The sequence below is a fragment of the Limnohabitans sp. Rim8 genome (assembly GCF_945869175.1).
GTDB lineage: Bacteria > Pseudomonadota > Gammaproteobacteria > Burkholderiales > Burkholderiaceae_C > Limnohabitans_A.
This window is the reverse complement of sequence record NZ_CAMBNZ010000007.1, coordinates 26,418-40,198: the sequence shown is the minus strand read 5'-3', so window position 1 is coordinate 40,198 and position 13,781 is coordinate 26,418. Positions and strand designations below refer to the sequence as shown.

Sequence of the window (13,781 nt, the reverse complement as noted above, 5' to 3'; positions counted from 1 at the left end):
GTTCAAAGGGGCCGGATGTTGTCAGGGTCAAAAGCCCGCCGCTGAGGTGCGAGCAACAAAGCCCCCACCAAGGGCCACAAAGCCGCTTGCATAAAGGGTGCAAACAACTGGCTCCAATGCGGCCATGCGTCCTGCACGATCAAACGCGTGACCCATTCCACCAAAGCCGCTACCACAAACAAAGGCACGATCTGCAGGGCTTGCTCGCGCAGCGGAAACCACAGCAAACGCCGCTGAACCGCCAAGGCGATGCTGCTGAGCACCACGTAAGACAAAGCGTTTTGCCCAAGCAAGGCCGATTCGTGCACGTCCAGCGCCAACCCCAGCAAAAAGGCCAAAACCAAGCCCACACGGCGCGGCTGATACACATTCCAAAACACCACCACGATGGCCAGCACATCGGGCAAAAAGTGCCACCCCGTCAGGCCCAGCAACATGTTCAGCAGCAAGCCCAAAACCACTGTGAACGCGATGAACCGGGGGTTGGCCGGCAGCAAGAGCGGACGGCCTGCAGGCATGATCATGGCGAGACTCCTGCCGCCGTGGTTCGGCCTTTGCCTTTGAGCTTTGGTTCGGGCGGGGCCACCGGGACCGTTGGCCAGTCCTTGACCGGCATCAGCACCAGCAAATGTCGGCCACGGGGCTTGGCGGTCGGGGTGGCATACACCCGCGCAAAAGAGGAATCGACCCGGCGGTCGATGTGGCTCACCAAGCCCACATGCAAGCCAGGGGGGTAAACCCCGTCGATGCCACTGGTGGTGAGCAAATCGCCGGGTTTGATGTCGGTGCCCGAGGGCACAAATTTCAACTCCAGGGCACCGCCTTGGGTGTTGGGGTCGCCAATCGCCACATGGCGGGTGCCCGTTCGGGCGTTCAACACGGGAATGCTCTGGCTGCGGTCGGTCAGCAAGGTGACCTCACTGACCAAAGGATAGACCCGCGTCACTTGCCCAACGACGCCGCCCACATCGATCACGGCGGCCCCTTGCACCAGGCCCGCCACCAAGCCACGGTCCACCACCAAGCGGTCGGTGTAAGGGTCGGCGGTGTCGTACAAAACTTCGACCGCCTTGGTCGGGCCAGCGAACTGCGCACGCAAATCAAGCAGTTCTCGCAATTGGGCGTTTTCCTGCGCCAGTTGCTCCACCTGCTGCAGCCTTTGGGCTTGGGCCATGGTGCGGGTCTGAAAATTTTGGGCAGCGTCTTGGGCTTTTCCCAGATCGCTGAAATACGAACCCAAGCCACTGAAAGCGCGCCCAGGCTGAAGTGACAACCATTGCAAGGGCGAGAGCACCACGGCAATGCCCGACCGCAACGGTTGAGAAATCTGGAAACGGTGGTCAGAGGCCATCAGCAAAATGGACAGCAAGGAAAGCAACACCAGCTTGGCAGACGCTGACAAGCCCTGCCGAAAAATCGGCGGGGCACTGCGTTCCAGGGTATCCAGAGCCATGAAGAGAGTGCGCCGGATGCAACCGGGCTTATTCGCTGGTGAAAATGCTGCCCAGCTGGTCCATGCGCTCCAAGGCCATGCCGCAACCGCGGGCCACGCAGGTCAGCGGGTCTTCGGCAACCAGCACTGGCAGGCCGGTTTCTTCGGCCAACAGACGGTCCAGATCGCGCAGCAAAGCGCCGCCACCCGTGAGCATCATGCCTCGCTCGGCAATGTCGGCACCCAGCTCTGGCGGGGTGTGTTCCAGCGCGGTTTTGACGGCCGAAACGATCTGATTGAGCGGATCGGTCAAGGCCTCGAGGATTTCGTTGGAGCTGATGGTGAAGCTGCGGGGCACGCCTTCCGACAAGTTGCGGCCCTTGACTTCCATTTCCTTGACTTCGCTGCCGGGGAAGGCCGAGCCGATGTTTTTCTTGATCGATTCAGCGGTGGGTTCGCCAATCAACATGCCGTAGTTGCGACGGATGTAGCTGATGATGGCTTCGTCGAACTTGTCACCGCCCACGCGCACACTGCCTTTGTAGACCATGCCGCCGAGCGAAATCACGCCGACTTCGGTCGTGCCGCCACCGATATCGACCACCATGGAGCCCGAAGCGGCCGACACCGGCAAGCCTGCGCCAATGGCAGCGGCCATGGGCTCTTCAATCAAATACACCTCGGAGGCGCCTGCGCCCAAGGCCGATTCACGGATGGCGCGGCGCTCGACCTGGGTAGAGCCGCAAGGCACACAAATGATGATGCGGGGGCTGGGGCGGAAGGTGCTGCGGGGGTGCACCATGCGGATGAACTGCTTGAGCATCTGCTCGGTCACGGTGAAGTCGGCGATCACGCCGTCTTTCATCGGGCGGATCGCTTCGATGTTGCCGGGCACTTTGCCCAACATGGCCTTGGCTTCGTGGCCCACGGCCTGCAAGGTCTTTTTGCCCTGGGGGCCACCTTCGTGGCGAATGGCCACCACCGAAGGCTCGTCCAGCACGATGCCCTTGTCGCGCACAAAAATCAAGGTGTTGGCCGTGCCCAGGTCAATGGCCAGGTCGCTGGAGAAATATCGACGAAAAGAGGAAAACATTCAGGGGTCCTTTGTCGCGCCATCCCAAGGCCTGCGGTTGGCGATTTGGGGAGGGCGCGGCGATCAAATCAGGGGTGTTGTCAGGGCGGGCTCAAAGACAGCAGAGCGGGCGGCATCAAACACTGGATAATACCCGATCCCCCGGCAAAACAGGCTCCTCTTGAGGCCGTTGACGCTGTAAAACACGGCCCCTTACAACTCTTTTCAAACCATGTCCCTGACCCCGCAGGATATTGAACGCATTGCCAACCTTTCCCGGCTGGAACTTCAAGCCGAAGAAAGCGCGCGCATGCTCACCCAGATCAATGGTTTTTTTGGCATGGTTCAAGCCATGCAGGCGGTGGACACCACCGGCATCGTGCCCATGGCCCACCCCGTGGCCGCCATCCAGGACATCACGCTGCGCCTGCGCCCCGATGTGGCCAGTGAGCCCAACCAACGAGATTTGAACCAGCGCAGCGCCCCCGCCGTTGAGCGCGGTCTGTTTTTGGTTCCCAAAGTCATCGAGTAAGCCATGCGTGAATTGCACACCCTCAGCGTGAAAGCGCTGGCCACCCTTTTGCAGACCAAGGAAGTCAGCGCCGTTGAAGTCGCCACGCGCTTTTTGGCCCGCATGGGCGGCAACCCGCACAACGCGTTTTTGGACATCGACAGCGAAGTCACGCTGGCCCAAGCCCGCGCCTCGGACGCCAAGCTGGCAAACGGCAGTGCAGGCCCGCTTGAGGGCGTGCCTGTGGCGCACAAAGACGTGTTCGTCACCCGCGACTTCGCCACCACCGCAGGCTCCAAGATCCTGAGCGGCTACCGCTCACCGTTTGACGCCACCGTGGTGCAGCGCCTGCGCACAGCAGGCATGGTCACTTTGGGCAAGCTCAACTGCGACGAGTTCGCCATGGGCTCGGCCAACGAAAACTCGGCCTATGGCCCGGTGCAAAACCCTTGGGACACAGACCGTGTGCCGGGCGGCTCGTCTGGCGGCAGCGCAGCGGCTGTGGCCGCTGGTTTGGCCCCCGCCGCCACAGGCACCGACACGGGCGGCTCGATCCGTCAGCCCGCCAGCTTTTGCGGCATCACCGGCATCAAACCCACCTATGGCCGGGCATCGCGCTACGGCATGATTGCCTACGCCTCCAGCCTGGACCAGGCCGGCCCCATGGCCCGCAGCGCCGAGGACTGTGCGATCTTGCTCAGCGCCATGTGCGGCGCCGACCTGGACCGTGACGCCACCTCGTTGGACATGCCCAGCGAAGACTTCACGGCATCTCTGAACAACTCGCTAAATGTCTTGCGCATTGGCATTCCAAAAGAGTTCTTTGGCGAAGGCCTGGCTCCCGATGTGCGAGCCGCTGTGGATGACGCTTTGCGCGAATACGAAAAGCTGGGCGCCAAACTGGTGCCCATCAGCCTGCCGCGCACCGAGTTGTCCATCCCGGTTTACTACATCATCGCCCCGGCCGAAGCCAGCTCCAACCTGAGCCGCTTCGACGGCGTGAAGTTCGGCCACCGCGCCAAGGACTACAAAGACCTGGTGGACATGTACAAAAAAACCCGCGCAGAAGGCTTTGGCAGCGAAGTCAAACGCCGCATCATGACCGGCGCTTATGTGTTGAGCCATGGCTACTACGACGCTTATTACCTGCAAGCGCAAAAAATCCGCCGGATGATCGCAGACGACTTCCAGAACGCGTTCAAGGAATGCGACGTGATCGCCGGGCCCGTGGCCCCCTCGGTGGCTTGGAAGTTTGGCGAGAACGCGGGCGACCCGGTGGCCGACTATCTGGCCGACATCTTCACCTTGCCGGCCTCGCTGGCCGGCCTGCCCGGCATGAGCGTGCCCGCCGGCTTTGGCGCCCATGGCATGCCCGTGGGCCTGCAGCTGATCGGCAACTACTTCCAGGAGGCCCAGTTGCTGAACGCCGCTCACCGACTGCAACAAGCCACCGATTACCACCTGCAAAAACCGGCAGGAGTCTGAACACCATGAGCAAACTTGTCCAAGGCTACGAAGTCGTGATCGGCTTCGAAACACACGCCCAACTCTCAACGAAGAGCAAGATTTTCAGCCGCGCCTCTGTGGCGTTTGGGGCCGAGCCCAACACGCAAGCCTGCGCGGTGGATATGGCCCTGCCCGGCACGCTGCCCGTGATGAACATCGGCGCGGTCGAACGGGCCATCGAGTTTGGCTTAGGCGTCAACGCGCACATCGCCGAACGCAGCATCTTTGCGCGCAAAAACTACTTCTACCCCGACCTGCCCAAGGGCTACCAGATCAGCCAGTTCGAGATCCCGGTGGTGCAAGGCGGTGAGGTGTCGTTCTTTTTGGAGGTGGGCCAAGAGACGGTGCGCAAAACCGTGCGCCTGGAGCGCGCCCACCTGGAAGAAGATGCGGGCAAATCGCTGCACGAGGATTTCATTGGTCAGTCGGGCATCGACTTGAACCGCGCTGGCACACCGCTTTTGGAAATCGTGACGCAGCCCGACATGCGCAGCAGCGAAGAGGCCGTGGCCTACGCCAAGGAACTGCATAAAATCGTGACCTGGATCGGCATTTGCGACGGCAACATGCAAGAAGGCAGCTTCCGGTGTGATGCCAACGTCTCGGTGCGCAAACCCGGTGGCGCGCTGGGCACACGCCGCGAGATCAAGAACCTGAACAGCTTCAAGTTCATGCAGCAAGCCATCGACTACGAAGTGCGCTGGCAAATCGACCAGATCGAAGACGGTCACACCATCCAGCAAGCCACCGTGCTGTTCGACCCCGACACGGGCGAGACCCGCGCCATGCGCACCAAGGAAGACGCCGCCGACTACCGCTACTTCCCCGACCCGGACCTGCCGCCTCTGGTGATTGGCCGCGACTGGGTGGAGCGCGTGAAGAGCGAAATGGCCGAGCTGCCCCGCGTGATGGCCGAACGCTTCGTCAAGGACTACGCCCTGCCCGAGTACGACGCCACCCAGTTGACCCAAAGCAAAGCCGTTGCCACCTACTTTGAAGCCACCGCCCAAGCCTGTGGCCAGCCCAAACTGGCCAGCAACTGGATCATGGGCGAAGTCTCACGCCGGCTGAACGCCAGCGAAATGGCCATCGAGCAAACGCCAGTGAGCGCCGCGCAACTGGCCACCCTGATCGGCCGCATCAGCGACAACACCATCAGCAACAACGCGGCGCGTCAGGTGTTTGAAGGTCTGTGGAACCAAGAAGGTGAAGTCGACGCCATCATCGAAGCCAAAGGCCTCAAACAGATGAACGACACTGGTGAGCTGGAGAAAATCATCGAGGAGGTGCTGGCCGCCCACCCCAAGAACGTCGAAGAGTTCAAGGCCGGCAATGCCAAGGCGCTGAATGGCCTGGTCGGCCCGATCATGAAAGCCAGCAAGGGCAAGGCCAATCCGGGGCAGGTCAATGCCTTGTTGATGAAAAAACTGGGCTGAGTTAGCGAATCTGAAGCAGTGCCTTGATCTTGGCTCTGACTTCCTGCAACACCTCTTGAGGCACCGCGCCCTTCTTCTTTGCTTTGCGCACACGCCAGTCCAATGATTTGACCTGGTCAGACAGAACCACACCCGGTTTTGCGCTGATTTGAATCTTGACTTCAAAGGGATAGCCTTTGACTTGTTTGGACAAGGGGCAGCAAAGCATCAACCCTTTTTTGGTGTTGTAAGCCGAAGGGCTGAGCACCAAAGCCGGCCGATGACCGGCCTGCTCATGGCCTGCTTGCGGGTCAAACTCCAGCCAAACAATGTCGCCAGCATCAGGCACATAGGCTTTCGTCGCCATCAGAGCGATTCCTGACCCATTGGCCCGCCAAAGTCCACCGCATCGTGCGCGTTGTTGTCGGTCATGGCCGCCAACAAGTCTTCCAGTTTGTATTCGGGCTGACTGACTGGCTCAATGACGATTCGGCCTTTGGTGGCGGTGACGATGACGTGCTGCTCCAAATCAAAGGCGGCAGACTTCATCACGGCACTGGGCAGACGCAGGGCTGGGCTGTTGCCCCATTTACGGATAACGGCTTCCATGACAATCTCCTTTTGTGTCTACATTGTAGATACATTCGTGAAATTTTCAATGTCTTCCCAAAGCGTGCAAGCCTTCATGAAAAGGCTCTCGTCAAATTCACGCTTCAAACGTGAAGCGTGAATGGCATTTTTGCGCTTCACACCGCATCACGACCAAGTCACTCCTGATTCAAAGGCACGATGTCCTGCTCGATCGCCCCAAACAAGCTCTCGCCGTTTGGGCCCTTCATTTCGATGCGGATGGTGTCGCCGAACTTCATGAACCCGGTGCTGGGCTGACCGTCCAAGATGGTTTCGATGGCGCGTTTTTCGGCAATGCAGCTGTAGCCTTTGGGCCACTCTGGCTTGCCGTTCACGTCCACGCTCTTGTTGCTCACGGTGCCACTGCCCACGATGGAGCCTGCGCGCACGTTGCGGGTTTTGCAGATGTGGGCGATCAGCTGGCCGAAGTGGAAGGTCATCTCGGGCCCGGCCTCGCACATCCCGACTTTGCGGCCGTTCCAGATGGACTGCAGCGTCAGGTGCACGCGGCCGCCCTGCCAGGCGTCGCCCAACTCATCGGGTGTCACGGCCACAGGGCTGAAGGCGGTGGCGGGTTTGCTCTGCAAAAAGCCAAACCCTTTGGCGAGTTCGTTGGGGATCAGATGGCGCAGGCTCACGTCGTTGGCCAGCATGATCAGGCGCACGGCCTCGATGGCTTCGTCAGCGCTGGTTTGCATGGGCACGTCGCCTGTGATCACGGCGATCTCGGCTTCAAAGTCGATGCCAAAAGCCTCGCTCGCGCAGACCACCGGGTCGCAAGGGCCCAGAAAATCATCGCTGCCGCCTTGGTACATCAGGGGGTCGGTGTAGAAGCTGCTGGGCACTTCGGACTGGCGTGCCGCGCGCACCAACTCCACATGGTTGAGGTAAGCCGAGCCATCTGCCCATTGGTAGGCGCGGGGCAGCGGGGCCATGCATTGCGCCGGGTCAAACGGAAAGGCGTGGCGCGCCTTGCCCTGGTTCAAAGTGGTGAACAGGTCTTCCAGCTGTGGGGCCAGAAAGTTCCAATCGTCGAGCACCCGCTGCAATTGGCCAGCCATGCCGGTCGCATAATGGGCTGTGCTCAGGTCGCGTGAGACCACCACCAGTTGTCCGTCGCGTGAGCCGTCTTTGTAGGTCGCCAATTTCATGAGGAATGTGTCCGTTCGGGTCGCAATGGGCTACAGTGTGCACCACCGTGGAGTTACGCATTGTTAAACCCGTTTAACTAAACGAAACCGGATTTGAGGCGACATGGACACAGACAGCACCGCTTCGCAAGCCCAAGACAATGACAAGGAACGCGCAGGCATCCAATCGGTCGAGGTGGGTTTTGCCTTGCTGGAGGTGCTGGCGCAAGCGCCTGACCCCTTGATGCTGCGGGATTTGGCCGCCGCTGCCCACATGAGCGCGGCCAAAGCCCACCGCTATCTGGTGAGCTTTCAGCGCTTGGGCTTGGTGGTGCAAGACAGCAGCACCACCCGCTACGAGCTGGGGCCCGCCACTTTGCGCCTGGGCTTGGCCAGTTTGTCCCGCTTGGACGCGGTCAAGCTGGCCCGGGCGCGTTTGCCCGCTTTGATTGAGGCGACCGGCCACACCACGGCCTTGGCCGTTTGGGGCAACCGAGGACCGACCTTGGTGCATTGGCAAGAAACCCCACTGGCCGCTCCGGTCAGTCTGCGCTTGGGCGATGTCATGCCCCTCTTGTCTTCGGCCACCGGGCGCTGCTTTGTGGCCTTCAACCACCAGGGTGGCGGGGCCGACAAAGCCGCCCCCATGATTGAAGAAGAATTGGCCTTGGCCCGCAAACTGGGCCGCAGCGACTTGCCCAGCACAACTGACCAACTGCACGCCATGGTGCAGGAAACCCGGCAGCAAGGCTTGGGTCGCGTGGTCAATGTGCTGTTGCCTGGCATCTCAGGCTGGTGTGCTCCGGTTTTTGATGCCGATGGGCACTTGGTCCTGGGCGTCGTGTCGCTGGGTTCGTCCGCCACACTTGACACCGCATGGGACGGCCCGATTGCACAGCAACTGCGCCAATTTGCCCAACGTCTGTCGGCCGACCTGGGCTGGCTGGGCTGATGCCCCCTATGCGTGCTTCACCGGCAGCCCACAACAAGGCCACCTTGTCGGGGCCGCCTTCTCGCCGCACTTTGGCCGTGCTGGTGCTGAGCGTGCTGGTGGCGCATGGCCTGGCGCTGCTGAGCCTGTCGGGCACACTGGATCTGCGCTTGCCCACCAACAACGAGGTGCGAACCGGCCCTCTGCAAACGCGTTGGGTGCCACCGCCTGCGGCGGCAGTGCCTGCGCCCACCCCCCTCAAAATGGCCCCCCCCCAAACCCGCATCGCCACAGAAGCATCGCCCCCCGCGCCCCAAGCTGCATCGGCCCCTGAGCCGATTCCTGAAACGTTGACCGAAGCGCCCGCCCAGATCGACCCCTCCACGGCACAGGTCACGGCATCGAACGCGCCAGACTTGCCACCGCTCACCACTGAGCCCAGCCAAGCGGCCCCCTTGCCCGCGTCGGCCGAGATCACCCCGCCCCAGCCGCAGAACCCAGCCTCACCATTTACAAATGCCAGCGACGCACAGACACAAGTGGCCACGGCCGACATGCCCCTGATTCCCTTGGGGGCCTTGCCCCCTTCCAGCCTGTTGAACTACCGCCTGACAGGGGCGTCCAAAGGGCTCACTTACCACGCCACCGGTGAGTTGCGCTGGCAATTCAACGACACGGCTTACGCCACGAGTTTGTCGGTTCGGGCTTTTTTGCTGGGCACACGCCACTGGCGCAGTGTGGGCCAAGTGAACGCCACGGGTCTGGCCCCCACACGTTTTTCAGACAGCTGGCGCAACGAGCGTGCCACACACTTTGACCGCGACAACAACCGGGTGGTGTTCAGCAGCAACGCGCCCGTCGCCGTTTTGGAGCCGGGCGCCCAGGACCAAGTCAGCCTGTATGTGCAACTGGCCGCCGCCATGGCGGGCGAGCCCCAGCGCTTCCAGCCCGGCACGCGCCTGCAAATTCAAACCGCCACCATCCGCGATGCCTTGCCTTGGTTGTTGACCATGGAAGCCGCCGAAACCCTGAAATTGGACGCTCAAACTTTGCTCACCGCCAAATGGGTGTGCCAACCCCGCAACCGGTTTGACGCCAAAGTCGAGTTTTGGATGGCCGAGAAATACGGCTGGATGCCTGTGCGCATCCGCATCACCCAAGTCAATGGCGATTTCATCGACATGACGCTTGTGGGGCAGGAGCCCTTGCCAAGCTTGCCCATCAATGCGCTTCCCGCAGCAAAAACCCCAATATCTTGAAGCTCATCGAAAAAATCCAAGGCATTGCACCCAAGTTGAGCGAGAATGAAACTATGAACCTGCTGTACGAATCAGATACTTTCGCCGTGATGCATGTGTTGGCCAACGCGCCTGCCGAACCGGCCCCTGTCAGCAGCAAGCCCCTCCTGGAACGCCACGGTTTTGAAATCGTGGACAAACGCTCAGGCAAAGAGGTGTACCTGGACGGCTCCTGGGCCGAAATGTTTCAGCAACAGATCCAGGCTTGGCAACAGCACACGCCCACACAAGAAGAAGTCGAAGACACCCTTGAAGGCTATACCGGCTTGGCCCAACAGCCGGTTGTGGTGCACTGATCAGCTGCCCGAAAGGAACAGCACCTCTCAGGCGGCTTTGGGGGGACCGTTGAGCCAATTGAACAGTGGCCCCACCAAAATCAAAACCGCCACCAAGCGGCAAACCTGAAAGGCCGTGACCACCGGCACCCCCAGTTGCAAAACTTTGGCAGTGATGGCCATCTCGGCGATGCCACCGGGTGAAGTACCCAAAATCAAGGTGGCCGGCTGCAAGCCGGTGGCCCAAGCCAAAAACAGGCCAAAACCACCCGACAAAGCCATCATCGCCAAAGTGCCCAAGGCCACAGACGCCAACCAACGGGGCGCCACATGGATAAAGCCGCGCTGAAAGCGCACCCCCAAACTGACCCCAATCACCAATTGGGCCGCGTTGGTCAATGCCGTAGGCAAGGTGGTGCCGCTCATGCCCGCCAGCGCCAGCCCCATGGACACCAGCAAAGCGCCCATGAACCATGGGTTGGTGCGTTTGAACCAAGCCATGAGCCCCACGCCCGCCGCCGACACCAGCGCCAGCCACAGCAAACTGACGCCCTCCGCGGCCCGCGTGCCCGGCAACAAAAGCGGGTCGACCTGCAAGCCCCAATGGCTTTGCGCCCATTGCATGGCGAAAGGCACCGACAGCACCACAATCACCAAGCGCACGCTGTGCGCCGCAGCCACCAAGTCGGTGCGGGCACCATGGCGTTCGGCCAGCAAAGTCATTTCGGAAGCCCCGCCGATGGCACTGGCAAAGTAACTGGTGGCCCGCCATGCCTTTGGCGGCAGGTGCGCAAAATCGGCGGCATGTTGTCGCTGTAACCACAAGCCAAACACAGCCCCCAGCGCCAGCGCCCAAACCACCGTCAAGGCCACCGCCCACCACAGGCTGACCACCAGGGCGCTGACCTGCGGCGTGAAGTACAAGCCCAAAGCCACGCCAATCACCCATTGCCCCCCATTGCGCAGATAGGTCGCGCTACGGGTGGGTGCGCCCAGCACAGACGCCATCGCCGTGACCAGCAAAGGCCCCAGCATCCAAGGAATGGGGGTGCGCAACCACAGGCACATCTGGGCGGCTGTCCAAGCGGCCAGCAGGGTCAGCACCACCCGGGTCAGTTCAGGAACGTTCATGGGTCAAAAAAAGACCGCCCAAGCGGGCGGTCGGGGTTCAATCAGCAGATCAGTGGGCTTCAGGCGTGACGGCGAATGCTGTCGGCCACCGTCTGCACGATCTGGTCGATGTGCGCGTCTTCCACAATGTAGGGCGGGCAAATGACGATGTTTTCCCCAGCCGGACGCACCCAGACGCCGTGGTGGAAGCAGTCCATGAAAATGTCATAAGCCCGCTTGCCGGGTGATCCGGCCATGCTGGCCAGTTCGACCGCCCCGGCCAGGCCCAGCGTGCGGACACCGACCACGTTGGGCAAGCCCTTGAGGGCACTGTGCATTGCATCGCCCAACACCCGACCTTGCTGGCCCGCACGGGCAAACAGGTTTTCTTCTTTCATCAAATCGAGGGTGGCGATCGCTGCTGCACAGGCCACCGGGTGACCTGAATAGGTGTAGCCATGGAAAAACTCAATGGCGTGTTGCGGCGAATTGGCATTCATCATCGCGTCGTAGATGAAGTCACGGCAGATCACCCCGCCCAGAGGAATCACACCGTTGGTCACCGCCTTGGCGAAGTTCAGCATGTCGGGCACCACGCCATAAAAGTCGGCCCCAAAGTTCACACCCAAGCGACCAAAGCCGGTGATGACCTCGTCAAAAATCAACAAGATGCCGTGCTTGTCGCAAATTTCGCGCAAGCGCTTCACATAGCCTTGGGGCGGGATGTACCAACCCGCGCTGCCTGCGATCGGCTCCACGATCACGGCGGCAATGTTGCTCGGGTCGTGCAAGACCAAGATGCGGTTTTCCAGCTCCAGCAGCGGGTCTTCGGCCCACACCGGTTCTTCATGGTGGATGTAGGGGTGGTTCACCGGGTCATGGATGAAGCGCATGTGGTCCACCCGCGGCAGCAACTGCGCGCCATAGACCTTGCGGTTGGCAGGCAAACCGCCCACGCTCATGCCACCGAAGTTCACACCGTGGTAACCCTTCTCGCGGCCAATGAACACGTTGCGGTGGCCTTCACCGCGGGCACGGTGGTAGGCCAGGGCGACTTTGAGGGCGGTGTCGGCCGCTTCCGAGCCGGAGTTGCAAAACAGCACCTTGTTCAAATCGCCCGGCGCCATGGCGGCGATCATCTCGGCGGCCTTGAAGGCCTTGTCGTTGCTGGCCTGAAAAGCCGTGGCGTAGTCCAGCGTGTCCAGCTGCTTTTTGATGGCCTCGTTGATCGGCTTGCGGTTGTGGCCTGCGCCCACGCACCACAAGCTGGAGATGCCGTCGATCACTTTTTTGCCGTCGTGGGTGGTGAAGTGCATGCCCTCGGCCCCCACGAACACGCGCGGGTCTTGGCGGAAAGTGCGGTTGGGGGTGAAGGGCAACCACTGGTTGTCCATGTTGAAGTCGGTGTGGGCCACGGCAAAACTCCTCGAAATCGGTGAATACGCTCAGTTTAATGGGCAAACAAGCGGCCTGCCGCCCAAGGGCGACAGGCCACGGGCCACTGCCTCGGTGGTCTTTACAATAGAACGGTTCTCATCGATGCCCTGTTTCATAAAAGAGGGCGTCATTGCGCCATCGATGTTCTGCCCTGCTGCTTGTACCCATGACCACGACCTACATCCTGACCCTTTCTTGCCCAGACCGCACCGGCATCGTGCATGCCGTATCCGGTTTTTTGCTGGAGCGCGGGGGCAACATTGAAGAAGCAGCCCAATACAACGACCACGACACCGGCCTGTTTTTCATGCGGGTGCAGTTTGCGTGCGATCAGTTGGGCGGTGAGGGCTTGAAGGCCCAATGGGCCACATTTGCCCAGACCTTTGACATGCAGTGGGACCTGCACGCCACCGCCCAGCCCATGCGCACCGTGCTGATGGTCAGCAAAGAAGGCCACTGCCTGAACGATTTGTTGTTCCGCTGGAAAAGCGGTCTTTTGCACTTGGACATCCGCGCCATCGTGAGCAACCACCGCGAGTTCTACCAACTGGCGGCCAGTTACAACGTGCCGTTTCACCACATCCAGGTGAACAAAGACAACAAAGCGCAAGCCGAGGCCAAGCAGTACGAGATCATTGAGGCCGAAGGGGCAGAGCTGGTGGTGCTGGCCCGCTACATGCAAATTCTGAGTGACGACCTGTGCCGCAAACTGGCCGGACGCGCCATCAACATCCACCACAGCTTTTTGCCCAGTTTCAAGGGCGCCAAGCCTTACTACCAAGCGCATGACCGGGGCGTGAAGCTCATCGGTGCCACCGCCCATTACGTGACGGCCGACCTGGATGAAGGCCCAATCATCGAGCAAGATGTGGCCCGGGTGGACCACAGCAAGACCGTGGAAGACCTGACCACCATTGGCCGCGACACCGAAAGCCAGGTGCTGGCCCGCGCCGTCAAGTGGCACAGTGAGCACCGCGTGCTGATCAACGGTCACAAAACGGTGATTTTTAAATGAATGACTTTGCGGGACAGAT

Annotated in this window: 15 protein-coding genes; 7 read left to right on the top strand and 8 right to left on the bottom strand. The window is 60.9% G+C overall.

Annotated features, from left to right (window positions below; genetic code table 11):
• Positions 1 to 2: 2 nt before the first annotated feature.
• Genes mreD through Q0O19_RS02310 form a run of 3 tightly spaced genes read right to left on the bottom strand, consistent with a single transcriptional unit; the run spans position 3 to position 2,525 of the window.
• Complete coding sequence (gene mreD, locus Q0O19_RS02320) at positions 3 to 524, bottom strand: rod shape-determining protein MreD (protein ID WP_295519717.1); 522 nt, start codon at positions 522 to 524, stop codon at positions 3 to 5.
• Entirely contained in the window at positions 521 to 1,453 is a 933-nt protein-coding gene (gene mreC, locus Q0O19_RS02315; RefSeq protein WP_295519715.1) for a rod shape-determining protein MreC, read from the bottom strand. The genes mreD and mreC overlap by 4 nt, the downstream gene beginning before the upstream one ends.
• A 28-nt stretch (positions 1,454 to 1,481) precedes the next feature.
• The gene (locus tag Q0O19_RS02310; RefSeq protein WP_295519713.1) at positions 1,482 to 2,525 is read right to left on the bottom strand and encodes a rod shape-determining protein; all 1,044 of its coding nucleotides are present in this window, start codon (positions 2,523 to 2,525) and stop codon (positions 1,482 to 1,484) included.
• A gap of 211 nt (positions 2,526 to 2,736) precedes the next feature.
• Here Q0O19_RS02310 and gatC point away from each other — a divergent pair, with 211 nt between their 5' ends.
• From gatC to gatB, 3 genes are read left to right on the top strand one after another with little or no spacing between them, the layout of a single operon-like run.
• Positions 2,737 to 3,036: an Asp-tRNA(Asn)/Glu-tRNA(Gln) amidotransferase subunit GatC gene (gatC, locus tag Q0O19_RS02305; protein WP_295519711.1), complete on the top strand. Its 300-nt coding sequence runs from the start codon at positions 2,737 to 2,739 to the stop codon at positions 3,034 to 3,036.
• A 3-nt stretch (positions 3,037 to 3,039) separates the two neighbouring features.
• Complete coding sequence (gene gatA / locus Q0O19_RS02300) at positions 3,040 to 4,500, top strand: Asp-tRNA(Asn)/Glu-tRNA(Gln) amidotransferase subunit GatA (protein ID WP_295519709.1); 1,461 nt, start codon at positions 3,040 to 3,042, stop codon at positions 4,498 to 4,500.
• 5 nt (positions 4,501 to 4,505) lie between these two features.
• A complete protein-coding gene (gatB, locus tag Q0O19_RS02295) occupies positions 4,506 to 5,957 on the top strand; it encodes an Asp-tRNA(Asn)/Glu-tRNA(Gln) amidotransferase subunit GatB (RefSeq protein ID WP_295519707.1) in 1,452 nt (483 codons plus the stop codon).
• 1 nt (position 5,958) lies between these two features.
• Here gatB and mazF read toward each other — a convergent pair whose 3' ends face one another.
• The 3 genes from mazF to Q0O19_RS02280 form a co-directional block, all read right to left on the bottom strand.
• Positions 5,959 to 6,303: an endoribonuclease MazF gene (gene mazF, locus Q0O19_RS02290; protein WP_295519705.1), complete on the bottom strand. Its 345-nt coding sequence runs from the start codon at positions 6,301 to 6,303 to the stop codon at positions 5,959 to 5,961.
• Complete coding sequence (locus Q0O19_RS02285; protein ID WP_295519703.1) at positions 6,303 to 6,545, bottom strand: PbsX family transcriptional regulator; 243 nt, start codon at positions 6,543 to 6,545, stop codon at positions 6,303 to 6,305. The genes mazF and Q0O19_RS02285 overlap by 1 nt, the downstream gene beginning before the upstream one ends.
• Positions 6,546 to 6,703: 158 nt before the next feature.
• Complete coding sequence (locus tag Q0O19_RS02280; protein ID WP_295519702.1) at positions 6,704 to 7,717, bottom strand: fumarylacetoacetate hydrolase family protein; 1,014 nt, start codon at positions 7,715 to 7,717, stop codon at positions 6,704 to 6,706.
• Between the two features lie 103 nt (positions 7,718 to 7,820).
• On the opposite strand from Q0O19_RS02280, the gene Q0O19_RS02275 reads away from it, so the two are divergent.
• The 3 genes from Q0O19_RS02275 to Q0O19_RS02265 are packed head-to-tail and all read left to right on the top strand — an operon-like array spanning position 7,821 to position 10,221.
• The gene (locus Q0O19_RS02275) at positions 7,821 to 8,648 is read left to right on the top strand and encodes an IclR family transcriptional regulator (protein ID WP_295519700.1); all 828 of its coding nucleotides are present in this window, start codon (positions 7,821 to 7,823) and stop codon (positions 8,646 to 8,648) included.
• 8 nt (positions 8,649 to 8,656) lie between these two features.
• Positions 8,657 to 9,886: a DUF3108 domain-containing protein gene (locus Q0O19_RS02270; RefSeq protein ID WP_295519699.1), complete on the top strand. Its 1,230-nt coding sequence runs from the start codon at positions 8,657 to 8,659 to the stop codon at positions 9,884 to 9,886.
• 53 nt (positions 9,887 to 9,939) lie between these two features.
• Positions 9,940 to 10,221: a DUF3567 domain-containing protein gene (locus tag Q0O19_RS02265; RefSeq protein WP_295519698.1), complete on the top strand. Its 282-nt coding sequence runs from the start codon at positions 9,940 to 9,942 to the stop codon at positions 10,219 to 10,221.
• A gap of 27 nt (positions 10,222 to 10,248) precedes the next feature.
• Here the strand turns inward: Q0O19_RS02265 and Q0O19_RS02260 are convergent, their stop codons facing one another.
• Together Q0O19_RS02260 and Q0O19_RS02255 are read right to left on the bottom strand one after the other, a co-directional pair.
• Positions 10,249 to 11,331: an AbrB family transcriptional regulator gene (locus Q0O19_RS02260; protein WP_295519696.1), complete on the bottom strand. Its 1,083-nt coding sequence runs from the start codon at positions 11,329 to 11,331 to the stop codon at positions 10,249 to 10,251.
• 59 nt (positions 11,332 to 11,390) lie between these two features.
• Complete coding sequence (locus tag Q0O19_RS02255; protein WP_295519694.1) at positions 11,391 to 12,725, bottom strand: aminotransferase class III-fold pyridoxal phosphate-dependent enzyme; 1,335 nt, start codon at positions 12,723 to 12,725, stop codon at positions 11,391 to 11,393.
• 188 nt (positions 12,726 to 12,913) lie between these two features.
• Here Q0O19_RS02255 and purU point away from each other — a divergent pair, with 188 nt between their 5' ends.
• Positions 12,914 to 13,762: a formyltetrahydrofolate deformylase gene (gene purU, locus Q0O19_RS02250; protein WP_295519692.1), complete on the top strand. Its 849-nt coding sequence runs from the start codon at positions 12,914 to 12,916 to the stop codon at positions 13,760 to 13,762.
• Positions 13,763 to 13,781: the final 19 nt, after the last annotated feature.

What these genes read in the sequence shown, in the direction of transcription:
- mreD (WP_295519717.1), bottom strand. Translation starts at nt 524, where the DNA reads ATGATCATGCCTGCAGGCCGTCCGCTCTTGCTGCCGGCCAACCCCCGG.
- mreC (WP_295519715.1), bottom strand. Translation starts at nt 1,453, where the DNA reads ATGGCTCTGGATACCCTGGAACGCAGTGCCCCGCCGATTTTTCGGCAG.
- Q0O19_RS02310 (WP_295519713.1), bottom strand. Translation starts at nt 2,525, where the DNA reads ATGTTTTCCTCTTTTCGTCGATATTTCTCCAGCGACCTGGCCATTGAC.
- gatC (WP_295519711.1), top strand. Translation starts at nt 2,737, where the DNA reads ATGTCCCTGACCCCGCAGGATATTGAACGCATTGCCAACCTTTCCCGG.
- gatA (WP_295519709.1), top strand. Translation starts at nt 3,040, where the DNA reads ATGCGTGAATTGCACACCCTCAGCGTGAAAGCGCTGGCCACCCTTTTG.
- gatB (WP_295519707.1), top strand. Translation starts at nt 4,506, where the DNA reads ATGAGCAAACTTGTCCAAGGCTACGAAGTCGTGATCGGCTTCGAAACA.
- mazF (WP_295519705.1), bottom strand. Translation starts at nt 6,303, where the DNA reads ATGGCGACGAAAGCCTATGTGCCTGATGCTGGCGACATTGTTTGGCTG.
- Q0O19_RS02285 (WP_295519703.1), bottom strand. Translation starts at nt 6,545, where the DNA reads ATGGAAGCCGTTATCCGTAAATGGGGCAACAGCCCAGCCCTGCGTCTG.
- Q0O19_RS02280 (WP_295519702.1), bottom strand. Translation starts at nt 7,717, where the DNA reads ATGAAATTGGCGACCTACAAAGACGGCTCACGCGACGGACAACTGGTG.
- Q0O19_RS02275 (WP_295519700.1), top strand. Translation starts at nt 7,821, where the DNA reads ATGGACACAGACAGCACCGCTTCGCAAGCCCAAGACAATGACAAGGAA.
- Q0O19_RS02270 (WP_295519699.1), top strand. Translation starts at nt 8,657, where the DNA reads ATGCGTGCTTCACCGGCAGCCCACAACAAGGCCACCTTGTCGGGGCCG.
- Q0O19_RS02265 (WP_295519698.1), top strand. Translation starts at nt 9,940, where the DNA reads ATGAACCTGCTGTACGAATCAGATACTTTCGCCGTGATGCATGTGTTG.
- Q0O19_RS02260 (WP_295519696.1), bottom strand. Translation starts at nt 11,331, where the DNA reads ATGAACGTTCCTGAACTGACCCGGGTGGTGCTGACCCTGCTGGCCGCT.
- purU (WP_295519692.1), top strand. Translation starts at nt 12,914, where the DNA reads ATGACCACGACCTACATCCTGACCCTTTCTTGCCCAGACCGCACCGGC.